Here is a 22,907-nt window from a genome sequence, read left to right as displayed (position 1 = left end):
CTACAAAGCCTTGGTGATAAACTTATATTTACCAGAGACGGGATCCAGAGGAATCTCGTCGACCACTTCGACCTGAAAGTAGATATTTGGCAGGTGCTTTTGCTGCAGTAACAGCTGGAGCTGCTGGCGAATCGAATCGACAACCCGGGTTTCATCGGCCTCGGGTTCGAGGGCGATCCGGGCAATAAATGACTCTTGTGAGTCCTGGTGAAGCTGTAGCCGCTGCATTCCGGGCGCTGCAAGCACCACTATGTTCAGGGGGTGCAGGTAGTCATGGCCACCGTCCGGAGTTTTAAACCAGAGAAACTCCTCAACCCGTCCGGCAACGTTACGCATCATGGGGAACTGCCAGCCACAGGGACAGAGGTTTTCTCCCAGCTCGATTTCATCATACATCTCGTAGTTGATTACCGGCATACAATAGTTATAGAGATTGGTCATCAGGGTGCTGGCGCTCATACCTTCTCCAGTCGATGGATGGACGCTGGTGAGAGACTCCAGGTAATGCCAATCGTTAAAGATATGAAATCCTGTATGTAAACCACACTCAACGGCGATCCCGATCGACTCTGAGGCGGCATAAAAGTTGGTGGCATCGATCCCCCAGGCTTTAAAAATATTCTCGCGCATCGTCTCGGTAAGGTGATCGGCTGAGCAAACGACCCGCTTGGGCCAGATATCGAGTTTCCCCTGGAGCTGTTGCTCCGCCAGGGTGTGCACCGAGGAGGCGTATCCTGAGATGATATTGGGTTGAAACTCCTGAATACGCCGTATGACCTCCTGGATCGGATCATTGACCGAGCACAGCAGAGTATTAAAGAACACCCGGGGAGCGTCTGCTGCAAGGCTTACTCCGGCATAGTGCCCGCCGGTTACCCCGTAAAAGGCGAATCGGGCTCGGTGAAATGGGTTGAGCTCAGCCTTGGAGACTCGCTCAAGGATCAGGGCTCTGAGGGTATTCCAGGCGCTTTGGTCATAGATAAAAAAACCGGGTTCTCCGGTTGAGCCTGAGGTGGTGATCACCTCATATTTGCCCAAAAATTTACGACCTATGTTTTGAGGATCGCGGATGAACTCCTGGATCCGCTGTTTGGTGAGATCCTTTGTGGTGACCACATCATCAAAATTTTCCATCAGCTGGTGCTTATTGACCGTGGGCAGATCATGAATACTGATCTCTTTGATGTGGGCGGGTTTGATCCCGTGCTGGGCATAGTATTCGCGGTAGAAGTTGGAGTGCTTGAGGGTATATGCCAGCAGCTTTTGAAAGCGAGAACGCTGGAGCTCGGCCAGCTCATCGGTACTGAGCGATTCAGCTTGTTTCACCTGAATAATTTTAGAAAGCAGGTTGAAAAGGTCCATATTCTTCAGCCACAGCGAACACCTATATCAAGAGTGTAGCCTAGTACCGCATAGCTCAAATCCTCTTGCGTGTTGAATAGGGATCGCCGATTCTGGTGATCTATATAGCGAGGGAAGAAGGAGTGCCGGATGGAAGATAGTTTTCGGGTTGCAGCCGTGCAGATGGTGAGCTCACCTCAACTGGAGGATAACCTGGCCAGGGCCTATGCTCTGCTCAAAAAGGCGCGGCAGCAGGGGGCTGAGCTGGTTGTTCTTCCGGAGAACTTTGCCCTGTTTTCCTCAGCTCAGCTTGTTGATTATGCCAGGGCAGAATGTGAAGCCAGCGGAGCAATACGCAGCCTCTTGTCCCGCAGTGCCCGGGAGCTTGGGATCTGGCTGGTGGGGGGAGCGATCCCGATTGCGGACTCGCCCGATCCACAGCGAGTATATAGCAGTTGCCTTATCTACGATGATAAGGGAGAGCTGCGGGCTCGCTACAATAAGATCCACCTGTTTGACGTGGATGTTGCCGATGCCACCGGCAGTTATCGTGAATCAGCCAGCTATTATCCCGGCTCTGAGGTGGCGCTGGTGGAGACTCCCTTTGGCAGGATGGGGGTTGGGATCTGCTACGATCTGCGCTTTCCCGAGCTGTTTCGCCAGCTGTTTAATCTGGGAGCCGAGCTTGTGGTACTGCCATCGGCATTCACCCGGGTGACTGGCCAGGCTCACTGGATGCCGCTGCTGCGGGCCCGGGCCATCGAAAATCAGTGCACCCTGATCGCTGCCAACCAGGGAGGGATTCATGATCCCTTGCGGGAAACCTATGGCCATAGCTGCATCATCTCAGGCTGGGGGAGGTGTTAGCCGAGGCCGGACAGGGGGAGTCTGTGGTGATGGCGACCATAGATTGCCAGCTATTGAGAAAACAGCGCCGCCAGATCCCTGTCATGCAGCATCAGCGATTGTTCAGTACCCGCTGATTTTTTACTCAGGGGTGAAACGGGGTTATTCAACAACATTTTTCCCTCTCCAGGCGATTTACCCGAGATTCTCGGCTGAATCGAGCACCCTCATGAAACGGCAGAATATCGTTAATAATTTGGTATTTGGCTCATTTATCCAAATTCAGCCAGTAATAATTCATTTTGTTGCGTTTTGTAACCTAACAGGATGATTTCGTGACTGTTTTTATTTCCTTGCTCCGTAGGAAAATTACAGATATGGTGAGAAATTGCGCCAGCCATTTTTAAGCTGGCGCAGCATTGATGTGCTGTAGCGTAGGAGGGAGTTGGAGTGCTCTATGATGCTGGAGTAGAAAAAGATAATTGTGGATTTGGATTAATCGCCCATGTCGAGGGAAAAGCCAGTCACCGGCTGATCCGTTTGTCAATGTCCGCCCTGGCAAGGATGCAACACCGGGGAGGAATTGGCGCCGACCAGAAGACCGGAGATGGCTGCGGTTTGCTGATGCGTCTGCCGGAGGAGTTTTTTCACACCCTGGCTGCGGAGCAGGGCTGGTCACTGCATCGTAAATTTGCGGTGGGGACGCTGTATTTAAGCCAGGATCCGATCAAGGCGCAACATGCCCGGGAAGTGGTTGAGCACGCCCTGAAGCAGCAGATGCTATCGGTCGTAGGCTGGCGCACGGTTCCGGTGAATGCGCAGGTGCTGGGTGAACACGCGGCGGCAAGTTTGCCCCTGATTGAGCAGGTCTTTATCAATGCCCCCTGGGGTGGTCAAAGACTGATCTGGAGCGGCGCCTGTATATCGTCAGACGGCAGATAGAGAAAGCCCTTCTCGACGATGATCACTTCTATGTGGCCAGTCTTTCCTGCCTGGTGATTGTCTATAAAGGGCTGTGCATGCCCGCCGATCTCAAGAGTTTTTATCCGGATCTGGCTGATTTTCGTCTCCAGTCCTCGATCGTTATCTTTCACCAGCGATTCTCAACCAATACAGTTCCTAAATGGCACCTGGTTCAACCGTTCCGCTATCTGGCTCACAATGGCGAGATCAATACCATCACCAGTAACCGGGAGTGGGCACGAGCCCGAAGCTGCAAGTTTGCCTCTCAATTATTGCCGGACATGGCCGATGCCGCGCCCTATGTGAATGAGTCGGGCTCGGACTCCTCCAGCCTGGATAACATGCTGGAGCTGCTGCTCGCCGGGGGTATGGATCTGTTTCGGGCGATGCGCCTTTTGATCCCACCGGCCTGGCAGAATCACCCGCTGATGGATGAGGATCTCAGGGCATTTTATGATTTTAACTCTATGTATATGGAGCCCTGGGATGGTCCGGCGGGCCTGGTGATGTCCGATGGACGATTCGCCGCCTGTGGCCTGGATCGAAATGGCCTGCGCCCGGCCCGTTATGTGATGACCCAGGATGGCCTCATCACCCTGGGTTCCGAGGTGGGGCTGTGGGATTATGCTCCCGATGAGGTGCTGGCGAAGGGGCGGGTCGGTCCCGGTGAACTGCTGGTGGTCGATACCTACACCGGCAAGCTGTGGCGTAATTTTGAGATTGATGATGAGCTCAAGATCCAGCACCCCTACAAAGAGTGGCTGGCCCAGAACTGCCTGAATCTTCAGCCATTGAACTCGGTGCGTGATGAGGATGTTTCTCCCTTTAACCTTAACGGTGAGGGGCTCGATGCCTACCTCAAGCTGTTTGGCTATAGCTTTGAAGAGATAGAGCAGCAGCTGTTGGTGATGGGCGAGGGGGGACAGGAGCCGGTCATGGCGATGGGCGATGATACCCCGCTGGCGGTACTCTCTAGCAAGCCGCGCTCTTTTTACGATTACTTCAGGCAAAAATTTGCCCAGGTGACCAACCCTGCTATCGACCCGCTGCGTGAGCGACATGTGATGTCCTTGATCTCACGGGTCGGCCGGGAGCATAGCGTCTTTTACGAGACCTATCGCCAGTCCCACCGGGTTCAGTTCGATTCACCGGCGCTGTTACCCTCAGACTTTGCCCAGCTTATGGCTCTGGATGAAGCCTACTATAGAACACAGATCATCTCTTTGAACTACCAGCCGGATGAGGGGCTTCAAGCCGCCCTGGAGCGGGTGTGCCACCAGGCCATTGAAGCGGCGCGAGATGGCGTCGTGCAGCTTGTTTTGAGTGATCGGGATATTCAAAAAGATTGCCTGCCGATCCCTGCGGCAATGGCGGTTGGAGCGATCCAGCGTCTGTTGGTGGCAGAGCAGCTGCGTTGCGATACCAACCTATTGGTGGAGACCGCCAGTGTGCGCAACTCGCACCATCTGGCGGTGTTGCTGGGCTTTGGTGCGACCGCCGTCTACCCTTATTTAGCCTACGAGCTACTGGCCGAACGCCTGGCACAAAAACAACTGAGTGGTTCGCTTCGCCAGCTTTTTAGCAATTACCGTGAGGCGCTCAATAAAGGACTGCTCAAGGTGATGTCCAAGATGGGGATCTCAACTGTCTCCAGCTATCGTTGCTCCAAGCTGTTTGATCTGGTGGGAGTTCACACTGAAATTGCAGACTTCTGTTTTCAGGGGGTGGAGCCACGGATCGAGGGAGTCGGATTTGCGGAGGTTGAAGCCGATCTGCTTCGTCTGTCTCAACAGGCCTGGAGCCCACTGCCGATCTCTTTTGGTGGTCTGCTCAAGCACCAGAGCCAGGAGGAGTATCACTGCTTCAATCCGGATGTGGTGCTTAGTCTGCAAAAGGCGGTTAAAAGCGGTGAATACACCGATTATCAGCACTTTTCCCGACTGGTCAGTGAGCGCCCGGCGGCGCAGCTGCGTGATCTGCTGCAGCTGACCGAGGGGGATGGCGCGATTGCACTGGATGCGGTGGAGTCGGAATCATCCCTCTACCCAAGGTTTGACACCGCCGCCATGTCGATTGGTGCTCTGAGCCCTGAGGCCCACCAAACGCTGGCGATCGCGATGAATCGGTTAGGCGGACGATCCAACTCGGGGGAGGGGGCGAAGATGCCCGGCGCTTTGTGGATGAAAGAAATTCCAAGATCAAACAGGTGGCTTCAGGACGCTTTGGCGTCACCCCTCATTATCTGAGCAATGCAGAAGTGATCCAGATCAAGGTGGCTCAGGGGGCTAAACCTGGTGAGGGCGGCCAGCTTCCCGGCCACAAGGTCAGTGTTGAGATCGCCAAGCTGCGTCACTCCACTCCGGGAGTGACCCTGATCTCACCACCACCCCATCACGATATCTATTCCATCGAGGATCTGGCGCAGCTTATCTTCGATCTCAAGCAGCTCAATCCCAAGGCTCTGGTTTCGGTCAAGCTGGTTTCAGAGCCCGGGATCGGCACCATTGCCGCCGGGGTGGCCAAGACCTATGCCGATCTCATCACGGTTTCCGGCCATGATGGCGGCACCGGAGCCAGCCCATTGACCTCGGTACGTTACGCCGGAAGCCCATGGGAGCTGGGGCTGGCCGAGGTTCAGCAAGCGCTGGTGGCAAATGGTTTGCGACATAAGGTGCGCCTGCAGGTCGATGGTGGCCTTAAGAATGGCCTGGATGTGGTGAAGGCCGCGATTCTCGGTGCCGAGAGCTTTGGTTTCGGCACGGCGCCCATGGTCGCCATCGGCTGCCGATTCCTTCGGATCTGTCACCTGAATAACTGTGCCTACGGGATTGCCACTCAGGACGAAACCCTGCGTGAGAAGCACTTTAAGGGCAAGGTAGAGGAGGCGATGAACTACTTCCGCTTCATTGCCCGTGAGGTGCGGGAGATCCTGGCCAGGCTTGGCGTTGCTTCCCTTACCGATCTCATTGGCCGGGTGGATCTACTTGAGGTTGTGCTGGGTGAGCGCAGTAAGCTGCAGCGTCTGGATCTGAGCCCGGTACTGGCGCAACCCGGATCAGCACAGAGCCCGTTACGTCATCAGGAGGGAAATCCACCCTTTGATCAGGGAGTGCTGAACCAGCAATTGCTGGAGCAGGTGTTACCTATGGTCACTTCCCGGCAGAGCTCCTCGCTCCACTTTGAGATCTCCAATACCGATCGTTCGGTGGGTGCCCGGTTGGCCGGTGAAATTGTCAATCGCTTTGGGCCTGAGGGGATCCCGCAAACGCCGGTTGAGTGTCACTTTGAAGGGAGTGCCGGGCAGAGCTTTGGTGTCTGGCTGCCCGGCGGGGTGCGCTTTGCTCTGACCGGTGATGCCAACGATTATGTGGGTAAGGGCCTGGCTGGCGGAGAGCTTATTTTAAGGCCTCACCAGGGGGTTCGCTTTGTGCCCTCCGAGTCAATGATCATGGGTAATACCTGTCTGTATGGTGCCACCTCGGGTGCCTTGTATGCCGCCGGCTGTGCCGGAGAGCGGTTCGCGGTGCGTAACTCGGGGGCTAGCGCGGTGATCGAAGGGATTGGCGATAACGGTTGTGAATATATGACTGGGGGTGTGGTACTGGTACTGGGCGAGTGTGGGATCAACTTCGCCGCAGGTATGACAGGTGGATTTGCCTATGTGATGATGCCGATCGCCCGTTTGCAGCCCAGGGTCAACGCCGAGCATGTTGAGCTCCTCCCTTTGAGCTCCCTGCCGCGCTTCCAGGAGCATTTACGAGCCCTGCTGCTAGAGCATCAGCTGCAGACCGGTAGTGATAAGGCTCAGGATGTGTTGCAGACTTTTGAAGACTGGATCAGTGAATTTACCCTGGTCAAGCCAAAAGGGCTGACCCTTTCCGGATTGCTGGGACACAGTGATGAGGCATCCCAGGAGCTCGCCGCTCAGGCGCAATAATTGAAGAGGCTATCGATGAAGCAAGATACATTTCAATTTATCAATGTTCCGCGGGCTGAGCCGAATAAGACCCCGTTGCATCAGCGTAAGAGTGAGCATATTGAGATCTATCAGGAGTTTACTCTGAGCCAGGCTCAGCAGCAGGCAGAGCGTTGCCTGGACTGTGGTAACCCTTACTGTAGCTGGAAGTGCCCGCTGCACAACTATATTCCGCGCTGGCTGACCCTGGTGGCGGAAGGACAAATTGAAGCGGCAGCCAGCCTGTCTCATCAAACCAATCCCCTTCCTGAGATCTGTGGTCGGGTTTGCCCGCAGGAGAAACTGTGTGAGGGGGCATGTACCCTGAATGATGGATTTGGTGCGGTCACCATAGGTCACCTGGAGCGCTTTATTACGGATGCTGCCCTTGAAGGGGGTTGGAAGCCTGAGCCTCTGGTAACGAAGGGGATGACTGCGGGCAAGGTGGCGGTGATCGGCGCCGGTCCCGCGGGCCTAAGCTGCGCCGAACGATTAGCGCGCAGTGGGGTGCAGGTTCGGGTCTATGATCGCCACCCGGAGATCGGCGGACTGCTTACCTTTGGGCTTCCCTCGTTCAAGCTTGAGAAAGATCTCTTAGTCCGGCGCCGTGAGCTGCTTGAGGCGATGGGCGTTGAGTTTGTCCTCAATACCGAGGTGGACGAAGCGGGGTATCAGAAGATCCTGAGCGATTATGATGCGGTCTTTTTGGGTCTGGGCGCCCAAACACCCCTGGATGCCCGCCTCGAGAATCAGCAGCTCGCCGGAGTCTATCAGGCTCTTGATTACCTGATCGCATCCAATCGCGATCAACTTGGTTATAGTGAGCAACCGGCGATCGACCTTTCGGGTCAGCGGGTGCTGGTCCTTGGGGGAGGTGATACGGCGATGGATTGCGTCCGAACCGCAATCCGTCAGGGCGCCGTTGAGGTACGCTGTGCTTACCGACGGGATCAGGCAAACATGCCAGGCTCACAAAAAGAGGTGAAGCATGCGATTGAGGAGGGAGCCCAGTTCCTCTGGCAGCGTCAGCCTCTGGGGATCGAATGTGATGACAAGGGGCGGCTCACCGGGGTGAGGATGGCACAGACCGAGCTGGCGGCTCCCGATGCCAGTGGCCGGCAATCTGTGCGGCAGGTCGAAGGCAGCGAGCACCTGCTGGAGGCCGATGCGGTGATCATCTCCTTTGGTTTTATCCCCAAGCTCCCGGAGTTTATGGGGCAGAGCGGCCTTGAGTCGAACGCATGGGGAGGGCTGTGCCTGGAGCAGGGAGTTTACCCTCAGCAAAGCTCGCTGGCAAAAGTGTTCGCCGGTGGGGATCTGACCCGGGGAGCGGATCTGGTGGTGACCGCCGTCGCCGATGGCCTGCAGGCTGCTGAAGATATTCAGCGATTCCTGCACCAGGGGTAGCGGTTCATCTTCAAGTACTATAGATGAGATAAAAAACCGGGACATAGCTCCCGGTTTTTTTATGAGTCCTTGATCGAGATTTGTTGATAGAGGCTGCCAAGCTATTTGATATCAGCCCTTCTATAGCCCATTTTCTTTCAGGTAATGGGCCAGCATCTTCTGCAGTTTATCTTCCTTGTGTAACCTTTCCAGTCCCCTGTTGATGATCCCGAGTAGTTCTGCGCTGTAGGGGGAGTGGCGGGTCAGCAGAAAATAGAATTTCTCTTTGGGGACGCCCGGAATGGCGGCATGCGCGATCTCTGGCGTGAGATAAGGCATGCCCAGAAGCTTATGGGCGGCGAACACCTCATAGCGAGCCAGGATCGCATCGCAGCGTCCCATCATCAACTTGTCGGTCAGCTTCTGGTAATTCTTGGCTTTTCGGATGACTTGTTCATTATCCAGACCGAAGTTGGCATAGTTATAGCCGAAGCGGCCGCACAGGTGTTTAAGCTTGAGAAGATCGGAGGGGTGCTGGATATCTAAGCCAGCCGGATAACGCTCTTTAAGATAGAAGTAGCTGGGGGTGATGCTGTAAACGGCACGGGAGTGAAGATAGTTGGCTTTTCTCTCGCTGTTCAGGGAGGTAGGGAGAATCATCTGAATCTCATCTCCCTGGTTGAGCAGCGCCAGGCAACGCTTCCAGGGACAGCTCCTAAATTCAAAGCGGATCCCCAGGGGATCGAGAATCGCATGCAGCAGCTCAACATTGAAGCCTGCGACCTCATCGGTTACCTCACCCCCCTGGCGTTTATAGTATTCATAAGGAGGCCAGTCACTGCCTTCTTCTATGCCGATCACCAGGGTTTTACTTTCGGGATATGGGGCTGCAATGGCCTTGTTTTGTAAATTGGTAATACCAATTAAGCCGATAAATCCGATAAGCAGACAGCTTTGTATTAATTTAGTAAACACTTCAGACTCTCCTGATCAGATATGTAGCATATGTTGTTATTTAGTGAGCACCTATTAAAGTTTACCAGGAGCTTTGTATTCTATTTTAGCTCTCAAGCCTTCGAAGGCTGCTATTTTTGCTGAAATAGGGTTAGTCAAAAAATTAAAATGTTAACTAACTGTATGGATTGGGTTGATTTATCTTGATGCCTCATGAAAACTCACGGAGTTTTCGCAAACAATGGGGCTTAATACCAGCCTCAGCAAACGGATGAATAGAGATTTATTGAACAGAGTTCAACATGAGGCTTGAAAGGTTATTATCTTAGGTTCTCCTGTAAATTATTGATATGCAAGGTAATATTTTGATTTATCTTAGAGGTCTCAGCTATTAAAATGGCTTTTGGAAACCCGGAGGGAGATAAAAAACTGCATATAACGCTTTATTAATCAGCTTTCAATTTTATGCGATTGCTTTTGTGATTCGGATCTTATTTTTTCTGCTTGTATGGCCAAGAAATTGTTTCAGATGAGCCTCATCAGTTCTGTTGTTAATTACTGTCAGACCAAAATATGTGATCTTGATCGTGTTTTTTTGAGATATTGCTCACAGAATGGTGTGTTAGCCCGGATAACCCTATTTTTTGCAGGAAAAAAAAGATATTCTCCGCACCCTAAATTTTCTAGCGCTTATTTTGGTGAATATTTTGTCTATTGAGCAAACCGTTGAACGTGAATTGGTACAATCCAATGAGGCAGAACTTTCTGCAAGCAAAGGCTGGGGTCGTGAAGACACTAAATGGATGTTAAGCCTGTTCGGTACCGCTGTCGGTGCTGGTGTCCTATTTTTGCCGATGAATGCTGGCATGGGTGGCTTTTGGCCACTGGTGGTGATGGCCCTGTTAGTCGGTCCTATGACCTATATGGCTCACCGCAATCTGTCTCGCTTTGTCCTGGCCTCTAAGGTTGGTGATGATGCGGATATTACGGATGTCGTAATCGAATTCTTCGGTTCGCTTGGTGGTAAGATTATCACCTTGTTGTACTTCTTTGCTGTTTACCCGATCCTGCTGGTTTATGGGGTGGGTATCACCAACACGGTACAGGGTTTTATTACCCATCAGCTGCATATGCCTGCGATGAACCGCCCTCTGCTGGCACTGATCCTGGTGGTTGTACTGATGGCTGTGATCATGACCGGTCGTAAGCTGATGCTGGCGATCTGTCAGGGACTGGTTTATCCGCTGATCACCATCCTGTTACTGCTCTCTTTATACCTGATCCCACACTGGAGCACGGCTTCACTGCAGGTGATCCCAACCGCGGGTAGCTTCTTTAAGACCCTGTGGCTGACCATTCCGGTACTGGTCTTTGCATTTAACCATTCACCAGCGATCTCAAGCTTTGCTGTTGCGCAGCGTAAGCGTCTGGGTAAAGGCGCGGTGGAGCGCTCCGATAAGATCCTGCGTCGCAGCTCCTCTCTGCTGCTGTTTTTTGTGATGTTCTTTGTTTTCTCCTGTGTCCTGAGTCTGACTCCGGAGCAGCTGGCAACGGCTAAGCACGACAATATTACCGTACTGTCTGCGATGGCGAACCAGATGGGTAGCCCTGTAATCGCTTATGTGGGTCCTGTTGTTGCCTTTATCTCTATCTGTGCTGCTTTCTTCGGTACATTCCTGGGCGCCCAGGAAGGTCTTAACGGTGTGATTAACCAGCAAGCCGAAAGTATGGGCAAGAAGCCCAACATGAAAGCAGTCAGCCTGTTCTCTACTCTGTTCATTGCTGTCACTGTATGGCTGGTTGCGGTTATTAACCCAAGTATCCTGAACCTGATCACTATTATCGGCGGCCCAATCATCGCTGTGATCCTGTTCATCATGCCAATTTATGCAATTCGTACTGTTCCTGCATTGCAACAGTATCGTGGCAAGCTGAGCAACCTGTTCATCGGCCTGATGGGGCTGGTAGCTATCTCAGGTTTGCTGTACGGACTTTTCTCCTAACACTTGTTAGATGTAAGTGAGTGAAACAATGATCAGTGTATTTGATATTTTTAAAATCGGTGTCGGTCCATCAAGCTCCCACACTGTGGGGCCGATGAAGGCTGCTAAAGAGTTCAGCGATCTTCTCAGTGAGAAACTGCTACTCAATAAAGCTGACCGTGTGGTTGTTGATGTCTATGGTTCTTTGTCCTGGACCGGAAAAGGGCACCACACCGACAGCGCTATCCTGCTAGGATTGGCCGGAAACCTGCCTGCAACCGTTGATCTGGATGCAACCGAAGGGTTTCTCAAGCTGGTCGAAGCAACCGAAATGCTTCCTCTGGGATCGGCCGGCCACCAGGTTGCCTTCCCTGCTTCTGCCATGGTGTTCCATGATGAGTGCCTGCCAAAGCATGAAAATGGCATGGTACTGAGCGCGTTTGCCGGTGAAGAGTTGCTGCTGAGCAAGACCTACTACTCCATCGGTGGCGGCCTCATCGTCGATGATGAGAACTTCGGTAAGCCTCAGTGTCCGGGTGGTGCCAAGGTTCCTTATCATTTTGAAAGTGCCGAAGAGATGCTGGCGCTGTGCCATGAGCAGGGGATCTCTATCTCTGCCTTGATGATGAAGAACGAGCTGACTCATGCATCTGAAGAGCAGATCCATGAAAAGCTCGATGCGATCTGGCAGGTGATGAAAGAGGGGGTTGAGCGTGGCATGCGTACCGAAGGTGTGCTGGCCGGTCCTCTGAAGGTGCCACGCCGTGCCGCGGCTCTGCACCGTAAGCTGGTTGCTTCAGGCTCTCTGAACAATGATCCGATGCAGGTTGTTGACTGGGTCAACATGTTTGCCCTGGCGGTGAGTGAAGAGAACGCAGCCGGTGGCCGCGTAGTGACTGCACCAACCAATGGTGCTGCGGGAATCATCCCTGCGGTGATCTCCTACTACAACAAGTTCATCAATCCGTTGACTCGTGATGAGATTGCTCGCTTCTACCTGACTGCGGCTGCGATCGGTATCCTGTACCAGATGAACGCATCCATCTCTGGCGCCGAAGTTGGCTGTCAGGGTGAGGTGGGTGTTGCCTGTTCAATGGCTTCAGCGGGTCTGGCTGAGCTCTTGGGTGCCAGCCCTGAGCATATCTGCTCTGCGGCAGAGATCGGTATGGAGCATAATCTGGGACTAACCTGTGATCCGATCGCAGGACAGGTGCAGGTACCCTGCATCGAGCGTAATGCGATCGCAGCGGTGAAGTCGATCAACTCGACTCGTATGGCTCTGCAGCGTACCTCGGCACCGCGTGTCTCTCTGGACAAGGTGATCGAGACCATGTACGCGACCGGTAAGGATATGGATCCTAAGTATCGTGAAACCTCTAAAGGCGGTCTCGCGATCAAGGTAGAGTGCTGCTAACAAGCACCCGCTATCCTGAGAATAAACGCCAGCATCCGCTGGCGTTTTTTTATCTACTGCAGCATAGTGGGGGATTCGTTTGACCTGCGGTCAGCGGTTTTGTGCCTGGCGGCACAATTGTCCGGCCGTGGATGCTGCACATGGAGGTGCGAATGTAGCGATAGTCATGGGTGTAGTTACTCTCGGAGTAACGTAACGTGAGGTAAGGATACCGAGCAGGGAGAGATTATCAGGGATGGTAATCGACGATAGCGACCTGCGGGAAGAGGCTGTTCCCAGACGTCCTGTCTTCCATTGCATTAATACATCCCTGCATAGTAGGTACATGCTTGTCCAATACCCTCTTTACTCCCAAGGACACCCCGGTATTTTGGTTGCGTGGCTTGCTGCCAGCTGGTTTATGGCTTCGCCATATTGCCGTATTCGCCCGGCGGTCGAGTTACTTTGGTATCGCTCAAAGTAACCAAAGGCTCGCTCTGCGCGATGCATTTATCATCCCTGATAAACTCCCCCAGCTCGATATCCTATCTCGCGTTTCGTGACTCTGGGAGTCACTTCACCCCTCCATCGAGCTACGCGGCTCGGCGTCCTGCCTCGAAATAATCAAACACCAAGAAGCATATAAACGACCTTAGAAGCTTAATCGAAGAGAAGGTGTTTAATCCCCCGTGAGCGAGCGCCGAATAATAACTTGGGTATTGGAGGTAGAGAGACAGGAGGTTGCGAGAAAACAACCGGGATAGGGATATCCCGTTTGTTTGGTGCCTCCAATTCCCTGTTATTGTGAGGGTTCAGCGAGATCCGGGCTGCCCCGGGAGATGCAAGAGGGTGCGGGCGAGCGCACCTTCTTGCCTGTCGCCGGTCAGCACCGGCAAATGCAGCGTAGCTGCAAGTCATCCATCCGCAGGATACAAATGTGGAGCAGTTTGACCTGCGGTAGCTGGTTTGTGCCTGGCGGCACAATTATCCGGCCGTGGATGCTGCACATGGAGGTGCGAATGTAGCGGTAGCCTTGGATGGCGTAAGCTATCTACGGGTTAGGCCGTTCTCAGGCATCCAGCCTTCCACGGCATTGATACATCCTGTATGGCAGGGACTGCTCAGCCAGTCCCCCTAACAACCCCGAGGGTGCCGCTCGATTCACATATCCCTCAAAATCATAGTGTTTTGAAGCACAGCGCAGATAGTATATCCCTATACTGGTTGCGCACTCGCAGCGTCCATGCTGCTCAACTTCAAATCACTTTATGATTTTTCGGCACGAATCAAAGGGGAGAGCTAACCCCCGTAAATGAACGCTGAGGCGAGCTCGGAAATAATGCTGTGTAGCTGCAAAAAGCCGCTCCAAGGCATTCTGCCATTTGGCTTCAATCGCCCTATGCTTTTCAGAAGCCAATCCAAAGGAAGAGCCTGAAATTCCATGAGGTAAGCACCGGGGATCATTTGTTCATAAGATTCAAATTATCTGGTTTTTGAGGATATTCTACTTTTCTGTGATATAGCTCATGCAATTGAGGTATGTTTTTAGTTTTTGTACAGAAACTGTTTATATTTTCTCACCAGCTTTGTAGCTATATGAGTCTCATTTTATTCTCATGAATCATCAAGGTGATATTTATTAAGAGTTGATTTTTAAAAATCAACTTTATTAAACTTAACTTCTGGCTGAATTTTCTTATAACTCGAATAAGTTATTGATAATTGCGGCAGATAAAATAGATGAGTAAACCTATCTTCCGTTCAGATTACATTATGTCTGGTTATCGATTTGTTATCTATTTCTCTGTTTGGTTAAAAATCTGAAGCATTACCACAAGTTGTTGATATAAAGGGGTTTTGTGGGTTTCATTTATCTGTGTGTTATCGCGTTGAGCAACTCAGGGTCAGTTTATCTATTAATAATTCAGTATTTTCATATTGATAATTCAGACTCACTTTCAATATCGATTTTGTGCATAAGTTATTGTGATTGAGATCAAGTTATTTTCGAGATGACCTAATCGTTAGCCTAATATATGGTGGTTAATTAATCACAATTGTTACTGTTACACCTGTAATTGTGATCTCGATCGATATTTTTTGAGATTTCCTTCACAGAACGTCTAACTAATTAATTTATTACTTTTTTAATGTAAGAGATGGTTCTATTCTTCAGGCTCTTAGTTAGTTTTTGAGTTTTCTTTTTTAGTCTTTCTCAATCGATAAAAATTATCTATGGAATAACAATGGAACGATCAATAGAATCCGGTTTGTCTAAAACCGAAGAATTAAATGCCAAAACTTCGGAACAACCTGTGAGCAGGGCCTGGGGTTTTGAAGATACCAAGTGGATGATTAGCCTGGTGGGGACCGCCATTGGAGCGGGCGTTCTGTTTTTGCCGATTCGGGCCGGGATGGGAGGCTTCTGGCCGCTGGTGATCATGGTGCTTCTGGTGGGGCCCATGACTTACCTGGCACACCGGAACCTGTCACGCTTTGTGTTGGCATCTAAAGCCGGTAACGATTCAGATATTACCAATGTGGTGGTGGAGTTTTTCGGCTCATTTGGCGGTAAGGTGATCACCTTTCTCTATTTCTTTGCCGTCTACCCGATTCTACTCCTCTACGGAGTTGCCCTGACCAACACGGTCAATAGCTTTCTGGTCGATATCGTTCATGTCGCGCCGATGAACCGTCCTCTGCTGGCCTTGATCCTGATCGCGATCCTGATGGCGGTGATCATGACCGGTCGCAAGCTGATGCTGTTTATCTGCCAGGCACTGGTTTATCCGCTAATCGGCATCCTGTTTTTGCTCTCTTTATATATGATCCCGCACTGGACAGCCGCTTCTTTGCAGGTGGTTCCTTCGGCGGGAGGCTTCCTGAAAACCTTGTGGCTGACTATTCCGGTGCTGGTGTTCGCATTTAACCATTCGCCCGCAATCTCAAGCTTTGCGGTGGCACAGCGTAAGCGGATGGGCAAAGATGCGGCGGTTGAGCGCTCCGATAAGATCCTGCGTGGTAGCTCCTCATTGCTGCTGTTCTTTGTGATGTTCTTCGTATTTTCCTGTGTGCTGGCACTGACCCCCGCACAGCTTCATCATGCACAGGCAGCCAACATCACAGTGCTGACTGAGCTCGGTGAGTCCATGGGCAGCCCACTGATGGCCTATGTCGCGCCAATCGTTGCGATTATCTCGATCGGGGCAGCCTTCTTCGGGACCTTCCTCGGTGCTCATGAGGGGCTCAATGGGGTGATTACCCAGCAGGCTGAGGCCATGGGTAAAACCCTCAATATGAAGGCCGTCGGTCTGTTTTCAACCCTGTTTATTGCGGTAACCGTCTGGCTGGTGGCAGTGATCAATCCAAGTATCCTGAATCTGATTGGTGAGATCGGCGGCCCTGTGATTGCGGTGATCCTCTTCATCATGCCTGTCTATGCGATCCGCACCGTCCCTGCTCTGCAAAAATACCGCGGCAAGCTGAGCAATCTGTTTATTGGGGTCATGGGGCTAGTTGCTATCTCAGGCGTACTCTACAGCTTCTTCTCTTAATCTTTGTCAATCACAGGAGTATGACAAATGATCAGTGTATTTGAAATTTTCAAAATCGGTGTTGGACCATCAAGCTCACATACCGTCGGACCGATGAAGGCCGCTAAAGAGTTCAGCGATCTCCTGAGTGAGAAGCTATTGCTCAACCAAGTTGATCGTCTGGTGGTTGACATCTATGGTTCTTTGTCCTGGACCGGCAAGGGGCACCACACCGACAGCGCCATCCTGCTGGGATTGGCGGGTAACTTGCCAGCAACCGTGGATCTGGATGCAACCGAAGGATTCCTCAAGCTAGTGGAAGCCACACAAATGCTTCCTCTTGGGGCTGTGGGTCATCAGGTTGCTTTTCCCGCTTCAGCCATGGTGTTCCATGATGAGTGTTTGCCTAAGCACGAGAACGGCATGGTGCTGAGCGCATATGCCGGTGAAGAGCTGTTGCTGAGCAAGACTTACTACTCCATCGGTGGCGGGATTATCGTTGACGATGAGAACTTTGGTAAACCTCAGTGTCCGGGGGGCGCCAAAGTTCCTTATCATTTTGAAAGCGCCGATGAGATGCTGGCTCTGTGTCAGGATCAGGGGATATCTATCGCTTCATTGATGATGAAGAACGAGCTGACCCATGCCTTGGAAGAGCAGATCCATGAAAAGCTGGGGGCGATCTGGCAGGTGATGGAAGAGGGGGTCGAGCGCGGCATGCACACCGAAGGAGTGCTGGCTGGGCCTCTGAAAGTACCACGCCGTGCTGCCGCTCTGCACCGTAAGCTGGTGGCATCCGGCCCTCTTAATAACGACCCGATGCAGGTGGTAGATTGGGTGAACATGTTTGCCCTGGCGGTAAGTGAAGAGAATGCAGCCGGTGGCCGGGTGGTGACGGCGCCCACCAATGGGGCTGCCGGGATCATCCCTGCGGTACTCTCCTATTACAACAAGTTCATCAATCCATTGACTCAGGATGAGGTGACCCGTTTTTACCTGACGGCGGGGGCGATCGGTATCCTGTATCAGATGAATGCGTCCATATCTGGTGCCGAAGTTGGCTGCCAGGGGAGGTGGGCGTTGCCTGCTCCATGGCTTCGGCGGGCCTGGCCGAGCTCTTTGGTGCCAGCCCGGAGCATATCTGCTCCGCGGCCGAAATCGCGATGGAGCATAACCTTGGACTGACCTGTGATCCGATCGCAGGCCAGGTGCAGGTGCCCTGCATCGAACGCAATGCTATTGCCGCAGTGAAATCAATCAATGCCACCCGGATGGCGCTGCAGCGCACCTTCAAACCCCGGGTCTCTCTGGATAAGGTCATTGAGACCATGTATGTCACAGGAAAGGATATGGATCCCAAGTATCGTGAGACCTCTAAGGGGGGACTCGCGATCAAGGTAGAGTGCTGCTAAGGAGCACCCTGTATTCTGATAAAAAACGCCAGCAGAAGCTGGCGTTTTTTATGGGGGCAATATGAGAACCGAGAGCGCCTGGCGGGATCTTGGTGCTTGAAGCTTGAAAATAGCAGGCTAATGCGGACAAAAATAATGAGCGGTTAAATTGCTTAATATCCAGTATAAATACATAAAAAGCATGCTTTGATACTACAAAATAGTTAAAGATTTGCTATATTCACTTCTTTTCATGGTGAGCCATGAGCCGAGTAAAGGAAGACGAAATAGTGAATACGCGTGTGATCTGCCTGCTGGTTGTAATTGTCTGGCTACTTGGCGTATGGATGGTGACATCCCTGAGTGTGGATACGGACCCTGCGACCTGGCATATGCTTCAGCAGCATCTGAGTCACAAGGTTGAAGATCTATCCAGTTAGCAGAAATTTACTTTTAATCGCCACCTGAGTGAGCATCTTGCCTCGAACCTGGGTCTTTCTCATGCTAGTTTTACTGCTGATGGATTTAGCGTAACAGTTAAGGAAGACAGTGATTACAACTTTATACCCTCCACCCTTGCAACCCGGTGATGGCATCGGCTTTTTCTCTCCCTCTTCCCCGGCAACAGCCTTTGCTCCAAAACGTTTTGCCAGGGCGAAGCAGTTTCTTCAGGCCCGGGGCTTTAAACTCATCGCCGGTCAGCTCACTTCAAAAAGCGATTATTATCGCTCGGGGAGCATTAGCGAACGCGCCGAAGAGCTCAACCAGCTGATTCGTGATCCCGAGGTGCGCTGCATCATCTCAACCATAGGTGGGATGAACAGCAACTCACTGCTGCCATATCTGGATTATCAGGCCCTGCGAGATGATCCCAAGATCATTATCGGCTACTCGGATGTGACGGCGCTGCTGCTCGGGATCTATGCCCAAACCGGCCTCATCACCTTCTATGGGCCGGCATTGGTAGCTTCGTTTGGAGAGTTTTCACCTCTGGTTGAGCAGACCTTTGATTCGTTTTATCAGATCCTCTGTGAACCACAACAGCTTCCCTATCGTTACCGGGCGCCCGAGCTCTGGAGTGATGAATATATCGACTGGGAAAATCAGACGAGAGCAAAAGCCTGTTATCCCAATAACTGTGAGTTTATCGGAGCTGGCAGGGTGAGAGGGCGCCTGATGGGTGGAAATCTAAATACCCTGAGTGGTATCTGGGGGAGTCCTTACATGCCTGAAATAGGGCCTGGAGATATTCTATTTATTGAAGATAGTCTGAAAGATATGGCGACTGTGGAGCGCTCTTTTTCTATGCTCAAGCTTAACGGGGTGTTTGACAGGGTTAGCGCGATCATCTTGGGTAAGCATGAAGGTTTTGATGATCTGGGGACGGGGTGTACTCCCCTGGAGCTGCTCGGAGAGGTTCTCAATGGTCAGCCTCTTCCCATCGTTAATGGCTTTGATTGCTGCCATACCCACCCCATGTTAACCCTGCCAATTGGGATTGAGGCCTGTATCGATTTTGATAGCGGGCAGCTCATCCTTGAGCAGCCCTGGCTATGTGAGGATTAATTAAACTGTGCCAGGTATTCTCCATAGCCCTCTTTTTTAAGATCTGATTTGGCAACAAAACGCAGTGCCGCCGAGTTGATGCAGTAGCGCAGTCCGGTCGGTTCAGGTCCATCTTCAAACAGATGCCCCAGGTGAGAGTCTGCCTTATGACTGCGCACTTCGGTGCGGGTCATAAACCAGCTGGTATCCACATGCTCAGTCACGGCTTGTGGGTTGATTGGCCGGGTAAAGCTGGGCCAGCCGGTTTTTGAGTCATATTTATCTTTCGAGCTAAATAGTGGCTCACCCGAGACTATGTCCACATAGATCCCTTCGGCCTTATGATCCCAGTAGCGATTAGAATAGGCCGGCTCGGTGCCATTTTCCTGGGTAACCTTGTATTGCATGGGGGTGAGCCTTGCTTTCAAATCTTGTTTGACGGGTTTCTCTTTTGTCACGGACGACTCCGGCTCTTTACTCCAGGTGGCCTTGATAAACTCATCGCGGCCTGAGCGATAGCGGTAGATCTTGTAGCGGATCGGGCTCTTTTTATAAAAATCCTGATGGTAATCCTCGGCAGGGTAGAAGGTTGAGTAGGCGATGATTTCTGTGACGATCGGCTTATCAAATCGGCCGGACTTGTCTAATTCCCGCTTGGATTTTTCGGCCAGCAGTTGTTGCTCCCCATTATGGTAGAAGATGGCACTGCGATACTGTGGGCCCCGGTCGACAAAAGAGCCACCGGCATCGGTTGGATCAAACTGACGCCAGTAGATGTGCAGTAGCTGTTCATAGCTGACCTTTTTGGGATCATATTTGATCTGCACGACCTCGATGTGACCGGTTTTACCCGAAGAGACCTGCTTGTAGGTGGGGTTTGGCTCCATCCCTCCGGCATAGCCACTGACCACACTCTTGACCCCGGGAACCAGCTCGAAGGGAACCTCCATGCACCAGAAGCAGCCGCCGGCAAAGGTGGCTCTCTGGTAGCTGTGAGGATCCTGCATCATCTTGTTTTCATCCATGATGGTTTGTGCCCCATGGCTCAGCGCAGGGACGAAAGCAAAAATCAGGGTAAGAGAGGGGAGAGAAATCGATAATTTCATGGAGCCTCCTGTGAGATGAAAAACTGCCCGGGCTTTAAGCTTTATACACTTGCCCTGAGCCTTGTCTTGGGTAGATGGGTGATTCTCTGTCTCTGAGTAGACCCTGACACCAGGGGATTTCTTTCAGATTTATCTGTAACAGCAGCTACCGACTTGCAGGAGAGGGGAAGGGGAGGAGTCTCAAGATCTGGGATCTCGGCTACTCGAGGATTAACACCAGAGCTAAGCCGAGCAGAAACATGATGGCACCCACAAGGGTTGAACGATTCATATCACACCCCCGTGTGAAGGAAGTATAGGAGCAGGATTTGCTGGTTTCCATGAGCCTCTGTTGAGGTTAACTTGTCAGGAGATCGGCGAGGGCATTGCCCTGCTGGTGGAGCACCTCTAAGTGGGGGGTTAAGGTCTTGGGATCTGTTCCCAGGTATTCGGCCAGGGGTTTGGGGAAGCGCATAGCAATGAGCTCGGCTGGCACACTGGCGTTCCAGGCAAAAGAGACAAACACAGAGACTCGGATCAACACAGATTCTGCGCTAATTTCACCAAACGCCAAGGGATCAAGCTGATTATGAATCGCCTCGATAAAAACGGGGGAGAGGTTCCACTGCCTGGCAAGCTCAGCCCCAAGCTGGCTGTAGTCCATCCCAAGCACCTTTCTTTGCGCCTCAACCCGGCTCGAACCCTGGTCCATGATCATCTCAATCAATCCTGCCTCTTCAGTCAGGGCTGACTGGATCAGAAGTTCACCAATATCATGGAGCAATCCACAGGTAAATGCTGTATCTGGCTCTATCTGAACGCCTCGGCTCTGCTCTGCCAGGCACTGAGCAATAGTGGCTACCTGGAAGGTATCGGTCCAGTATTTATGGACATTAAACTCACGGCGAATCTGGAAGCATTCAGAGAGGCTGGCGGCAACCACCAGGGAGCGTAAGCGGGCAAAGCCAGGGCGGATCACTGCCTGCTGGATTGAGGTGATTTCCTTGCCTCGGGTAAAAGCGGCCGAACTTGCCATCCGTAGTACCTTTGCGGTGATGACAGGATCCATCGCGATCTTGTCGGCGATACCCTCGACCTCACTGTTGGGATCGTTAAAGCTTGTCATCAGCTCCTGCATCAGCCTGGGGATGACCGGCAGCTCTTTAATCGCCTGAAATACCTGTTGTACGTCCATGGTTAGGTGACCTGGCAATCCCTTCTATATTAAGTGTAACCATGATGCTTCGCCGGGGTGAGAAATTCAGACTCCAAGAAAGCCAGCACACCGATCTCAAACCCGCGAAGCTTGAAGGTTGTTGCCCGTTCAGGTACCGATTTTATGGTAGTGGCTACAGCGATTTTTCCCCGTATGTTTTGAGTGATACAGGGCTTCATCCGCCTCACAGAGCAGACGATCTGAGGCATACTGGGGATCGAGATCGCCCTCCTGAGGTCGGTAGGTGGCGATACCAAGGCTGGCAGTAACCGGGCACACCAGACTGTCGGTCTGCTCAATCGACAGCCGATAACGCTCTGCACTGCGCATCGCACCCTGTTCGTCGGTATCGGGTAGGATCACCACAAACTCCTCGCCACCATAGCGGGCGATCAGATCGCCGCGACGAGCGGTCTGCACCAGGTTATAAGCCAGGGTGATCAGGGCTTCATCGCCTGAGGGGTGGCCATAGGTATCATTGAGTTTTTTAAAATCATCGAGATCGATGATGACCGCGGATAGCGGCCGCATCCCACGCTGCGCCAGCAGCATGTAGGTATCCAGTTTCTGGTTGAGCAGGCGACGATTTCCCACCTGGGTCAGTTCATCCGTGGTACTTTGTTCTTTGAGTTTCAGATTCGCCCGGCGCAGCTCCTCATTGGCGACTCTCAGTTTGATCTCCCTTTGTTGGCGTTCCAGCTCGCTGCTGAGCCAGCTTGCCATCAGCTTAAGAGCGTCGATATCTGTTGGGGAAAATTTACGCTGGCGCGGGACCGGGCTTGAGAAGTTAAGGGTACCATAGGTGTTATTTTCCAGGATCACCGGGATCCCGATGTAGGATTCAAGCCCTAACCCCTGATAAGCCGGATGACTTTTGAGCTCAGATTCTCCCACATGCTCAAACCAGACAGGCTGGCGGGCCTTGAGTGTCACTTCACAGTAGGTTTTGTCGATTTCAAATTCCTGTCCCTGGGTGATGGGGATATCCCGGGGGCAGAGGCAGTGTTTGACCTGGTAACTGTTTTGGCTGCAACGGGACAGGATCCCTATCTCCAGATCGAAGCGATCACAGCCCAGTTGCAGGAGTTGCTGGACCTGATAGGGGAATCCCCGGCTATGATTTGAGGTGATCTGATACAGGGTGCGGATCACCTTCTCACTCTCTGAGATATTCGAGGTCGCTCTTTGTGCCAGCTTGGATTCATCCATGTCCGATACTCAATCAACTTACTTACTTCCAGTATATAAAAGCCTGGGACCGGCTGCTTTGATTATTCAATTGGGGCTACTTCACACAGAGCGAAGGGATAAAGCCGG

Annotated in this window: 15 protein-coding genes and 2 pseudogenes; 12 read left to right on the top strand and 5 right to left on the bottom strand. The window is 52.1% G+C overall.

Annotated features, from left to right (window positions below):
- Positions 1-1,362, bottom strand: coding sequence for a phenylacetate--CoA ligase family protein (locus tag DB847_RS13115; protein WP_108651107.1), 1,362 nt, complete (start codon positions 1,360-1,362; stop codon positions 1-3).
- A gap of 129 nt (positions 1,363-1,491) precedes the next feature.
- On the opposite strand from DB847_RS13115, the gene DB847_RS13110 reads away from it, so the two are divergent.
- The 6 genes and pseudogenes from DB847_RS13110 to DB847_RS13100 all read left to right on the top strand — a co-directional run bounded on the left by DB847_RS13110 (position 1,492) and on the right by DB847_RS13100 (position 8,512).
- Entirely contained in the window at positions 1,492-2,208 is a 717-nt protein-coding gene (locus DB847_RS13110) for a carbon-nitrogen hydrolase family protein (RefSeq protein ID WP_234418395.1), read from the top strand.
- A complete protein-coding gene (locus tag DB847_RS26065) occupies positions 2,202-2,324 on the top strand; it encodes a hypothetical protein (protein ID WP_267897709.1) in 123 nt (40 codons plus the stop codon). The genes DB847_RS13110 and DB847_RS26065 overlap by 7 nt, the downstream gene beginning before the upstream one ends.
- Positions 2,325-2,637: 313 nt before the next feature.
- A complete protein-coding gene (locus DB847_RS26845) occupies positions 2,638-3,129 on the top strand; it encodes a hypothetical protein (protein ID WP_267897708.1) in 492 nt (163 codons plus the stop codon).
- Positions 3,072-6,037, top strand: a pseudogene (gltB, locus tag DB847_RS26670) (glutamate synthase large subunit); the annotation flags it as partial. The gene DB847_RS26845 and the pseudogene gltB, both read left to right, overlap by 58 nt.
- Positions 6,038-7,087 carry a GltB/FmdC/FwdC-like GXGXG domain-containing protein gene (locus DB847_RS26840; protein ID WP_456073094.1) on the top strand — a complete coding sequence of 350 codons (1,050 nt, stop codon included), beginning with the start codon at positions 6,038-6,040 and terminating at the stop codon, positions 7,085-7,087. It begins immediately after the preceding pseudogene.
- A 15-nt stretch (positions 7,088-7,102) separates the two neighbouring features.
- Positions 7,103-8,512 carry an FAD-dependent oxidoreductase gene (locus DB847_RS13100; protein ID WP_108651106.1) on the top strand — a complete coding sequence of 470 codons (1,410 nt, stop codon included), beginning with the start codon at positions 7,103-7,105 and terminating at the stop codon, positions 8,510-8,512.
- Positions 8,513-8,632: 120 nt separating this feature from the next.
- Here the strand turns inward: DB847_RS13100 and DB847_RS13095 are convergent, their stop codons facing one another.
- Positions 8,633-9,466, bottom strand: a complete 834-nt coding sequence (locus DB847_RS13095) for a substrate-binding periplasmic protein (protein ID WP_108651105.1) — start codon at positions 9,464-9,466, stop codon at positions 8,633-8,635.
- 686 nt (positions 9,467-10,152) lie between these two features.
- Between DB847_RS13095 and DB847_RS13090 the strand changes: the two genes are divergently transcribed.
- The 6 genes and pseudogenes from DB847_RS13090 (at position 10,153) to DB847_RS13070 (ending at position 19,310) form a co-directional block, all read left to right on the top strand.
- On the top strand, positions 10,153-11,448 hold the full coding sequence (locus tag DB847_RS13090) for an aromatic amino acid transport family protein (protein WP_407644419.1): 1,296 nt from the start codon (positions 10,153-10,155) through the stop codon (positions 11,446-11,448).
- Between the two features lie 28 nt (positions 11,449-11,476).
- On the top strand, positions 11,477-12,841 hold the full coding sequence (locus DB847_RS13085) for an L-serine ammonia-lyase (RefSeq protein WP_108651104.1): 1,365 nt from the start codon (positions 11,477-11,479) through the stop codon (positions 12,839-12,841).
- A 2,225-nt stretch (positions 12,842-15,066) separates the two neighbouring features.
- Positions 15,067-16,374 carry an SLC5/6 family protein gene (locus DB847_RS13080; protein WP_108651103.1) on the top strand — a complete coding sequence of 436 codons (1,308 nt, stop codon included), beginning with the start codon at positions 15,067-15,069 and terminating at the stop codon, positions 16,372-16,374.
- A gap of 27 nt (positions 16,375-16,401) precedes the next feature.
- A pseudogene (locus DB847_RS13075) lies at positions 16,402-17,765 on the top strand (L-serine ammonia-lyase).
- A 242-nt stretch (positions 17,766-18,007) separates the two neighbouring features.
- Positions 18,008-18,184 carry a hypothetical protein gene (locus DB847_RS24410; RefSeq protein WP_159084604.1) on the top strand — a complete coding sequence of 59 codons (177 nt, stop codon included), beginning with the start codon at positions 18,008-18,010 and terminating at the stop codon, positions 18,182-18,184.
- 112 nt (positions 18,185-18,296) lie between these two features.
- On the top strand, positions 18,297-19,310 hold the full coding sequence (locus DB847_RS13070; protein WP_108652976.1) for a S66 family peptidase: 1,014 nt from the start codon (positions 18,297-18,299) through the stop codon (positions 19,308-19,310).
- Here the strand turns inward: DB847_RS13070 and msrB are convergent.
- The 3 genes from msrB to DB847_RS13055 form a co-directional block, all read right to left on the bottom strand.
- Complete coding sequence (gene msrB / locus DB847_RS26665; RefSeq protein WP_108651102.1) at positions 19,307-20,395, bottom strand: peptide-methionine (R)-S-oxide reductase MsrB; 1,089 nt, start codon at positions 20,393-20,395, stop codon at positions 19,307-19,309. The two genes, DB847_RS13070 and msrB, sit on opposite strands and share 4 nt — an antisense overlap.
- Before the next feature lie 337 nt (positions 20,396-20,732).
- Positions 20,733-21,569 carry an HDOD domain-containing protein gene (locus tag DB847_RS13060; protein WP_108651101.1) on the bottom strand — a complete coding sequence of 279 codons (837 nt, stop codon included), beginning with the start codon at positions 21,567-21,569 and terminating at the stop codon, positions 20,733-20,735.
- Between the two features lie 129 nt (positions 21,570-21,698).
- Positions 21,699-22,799 (bottom strand): sensor domain-containing diguanylate cyclase, encoded by a 1,101-nt coding sequence (locus tag DB847_RS13055; protein ID WP_108651100.1) that lies wholly within the window; start codon positions 22,797-22,799, stop codon positions 21,699-21,701.
- Positions 22,800-22,907 lie beyond the last annotated feature (108 nt).

The organism is Dongshaea marina (genome assembly GCF_003072645.1).
In the GTDB taxonomy this organism is placed as follows: domain Bacteria; phylum Pseudomonadota; class Gammaproteobacteria; order Enterobacterales; family Aeromonadaceae; genus Dongshaea; species Dongshaea marina.
This window is presented reverse-complemented; position numbering and strand designations above follow the sequence as displayed.

What these genes read in the sequence shown, in the direction of transcription:
- DB847_RS13115 (WP_108651107.1), bottom strand. Translation starts at nt 1,362, where the DNA reads ATGGACCTTTTCAACCTGCTTTCTAAAATTATTCAGGTGAAACAAGCT.
- DB847_RS13110 (WP_234418395.1), top strand. Translation starts at nt 1,492, where the DNA reads ATGGAAGATAGTTTTCGGGTTGCAGCCGTGCAGATGGTGAGCTCACCT.
- DB847_RS26840 (WP_456073094.1), top strand. Translation starts at nt 6,038, where the DNA reads ATGAACTACTTCCGCTTCATTGCCCGTGAGGTGCGGGAGATCCTGGCC.
- DB847_RS13100 (WP_108651106.1), top strand. Translation starts at nt 7,103, where the DNA reads ATGAAGCAAGATACATTTCAATTTATCAATGTTCCGCGGGCTGAGCCG.
- DB847_RS13085 (WP_108651104.1), top strand. Translation starts at nt 11,477, where the DNA reads ATGATCAGTGTATTTGATATTTTTAAAATCGGTGTCGGTCCATCAAGC.
- DB847_RS13080 (WP_108651103.1), top strand. Translation starts at nt 15,067, where the DNA reads ATGGAACGATCAATAGAATCCGGTTTGTCTAAAACCGAAGAATTAAAT.
- DB847_RS24410 (WP_159084604.1), top strand. Translation starts at nt 18,008, where the DNA reads ATGAGCCGAGTAAAGGAAGACGAAATAGTGAATACGCGTGTGATCTGC.
- msrB (WP_108651102.1), bottom strand. Translation starts at nt 20,395, where the DNA reads ATGAAATTATCGATTTCTCTCCCCTCTCTTACCCTGATTTTTGCTTTC.
- DB847_RS13060 (WP_108651101.1), bottom strand. Translation starts at nt 21,569, where the DNA reads ATGGACGTACAACAGGTATTTCAGGCGATTAAAGAGCTGCCGGTCATC.
- DB847_RS13055 (WP_108651100.1), bottom strand. Translation starts at nt 22,799, where the DNA reads ATGGATGAATCCAAGCTGGCACAAAGAGCGACCTCGAATATCTCAGAG.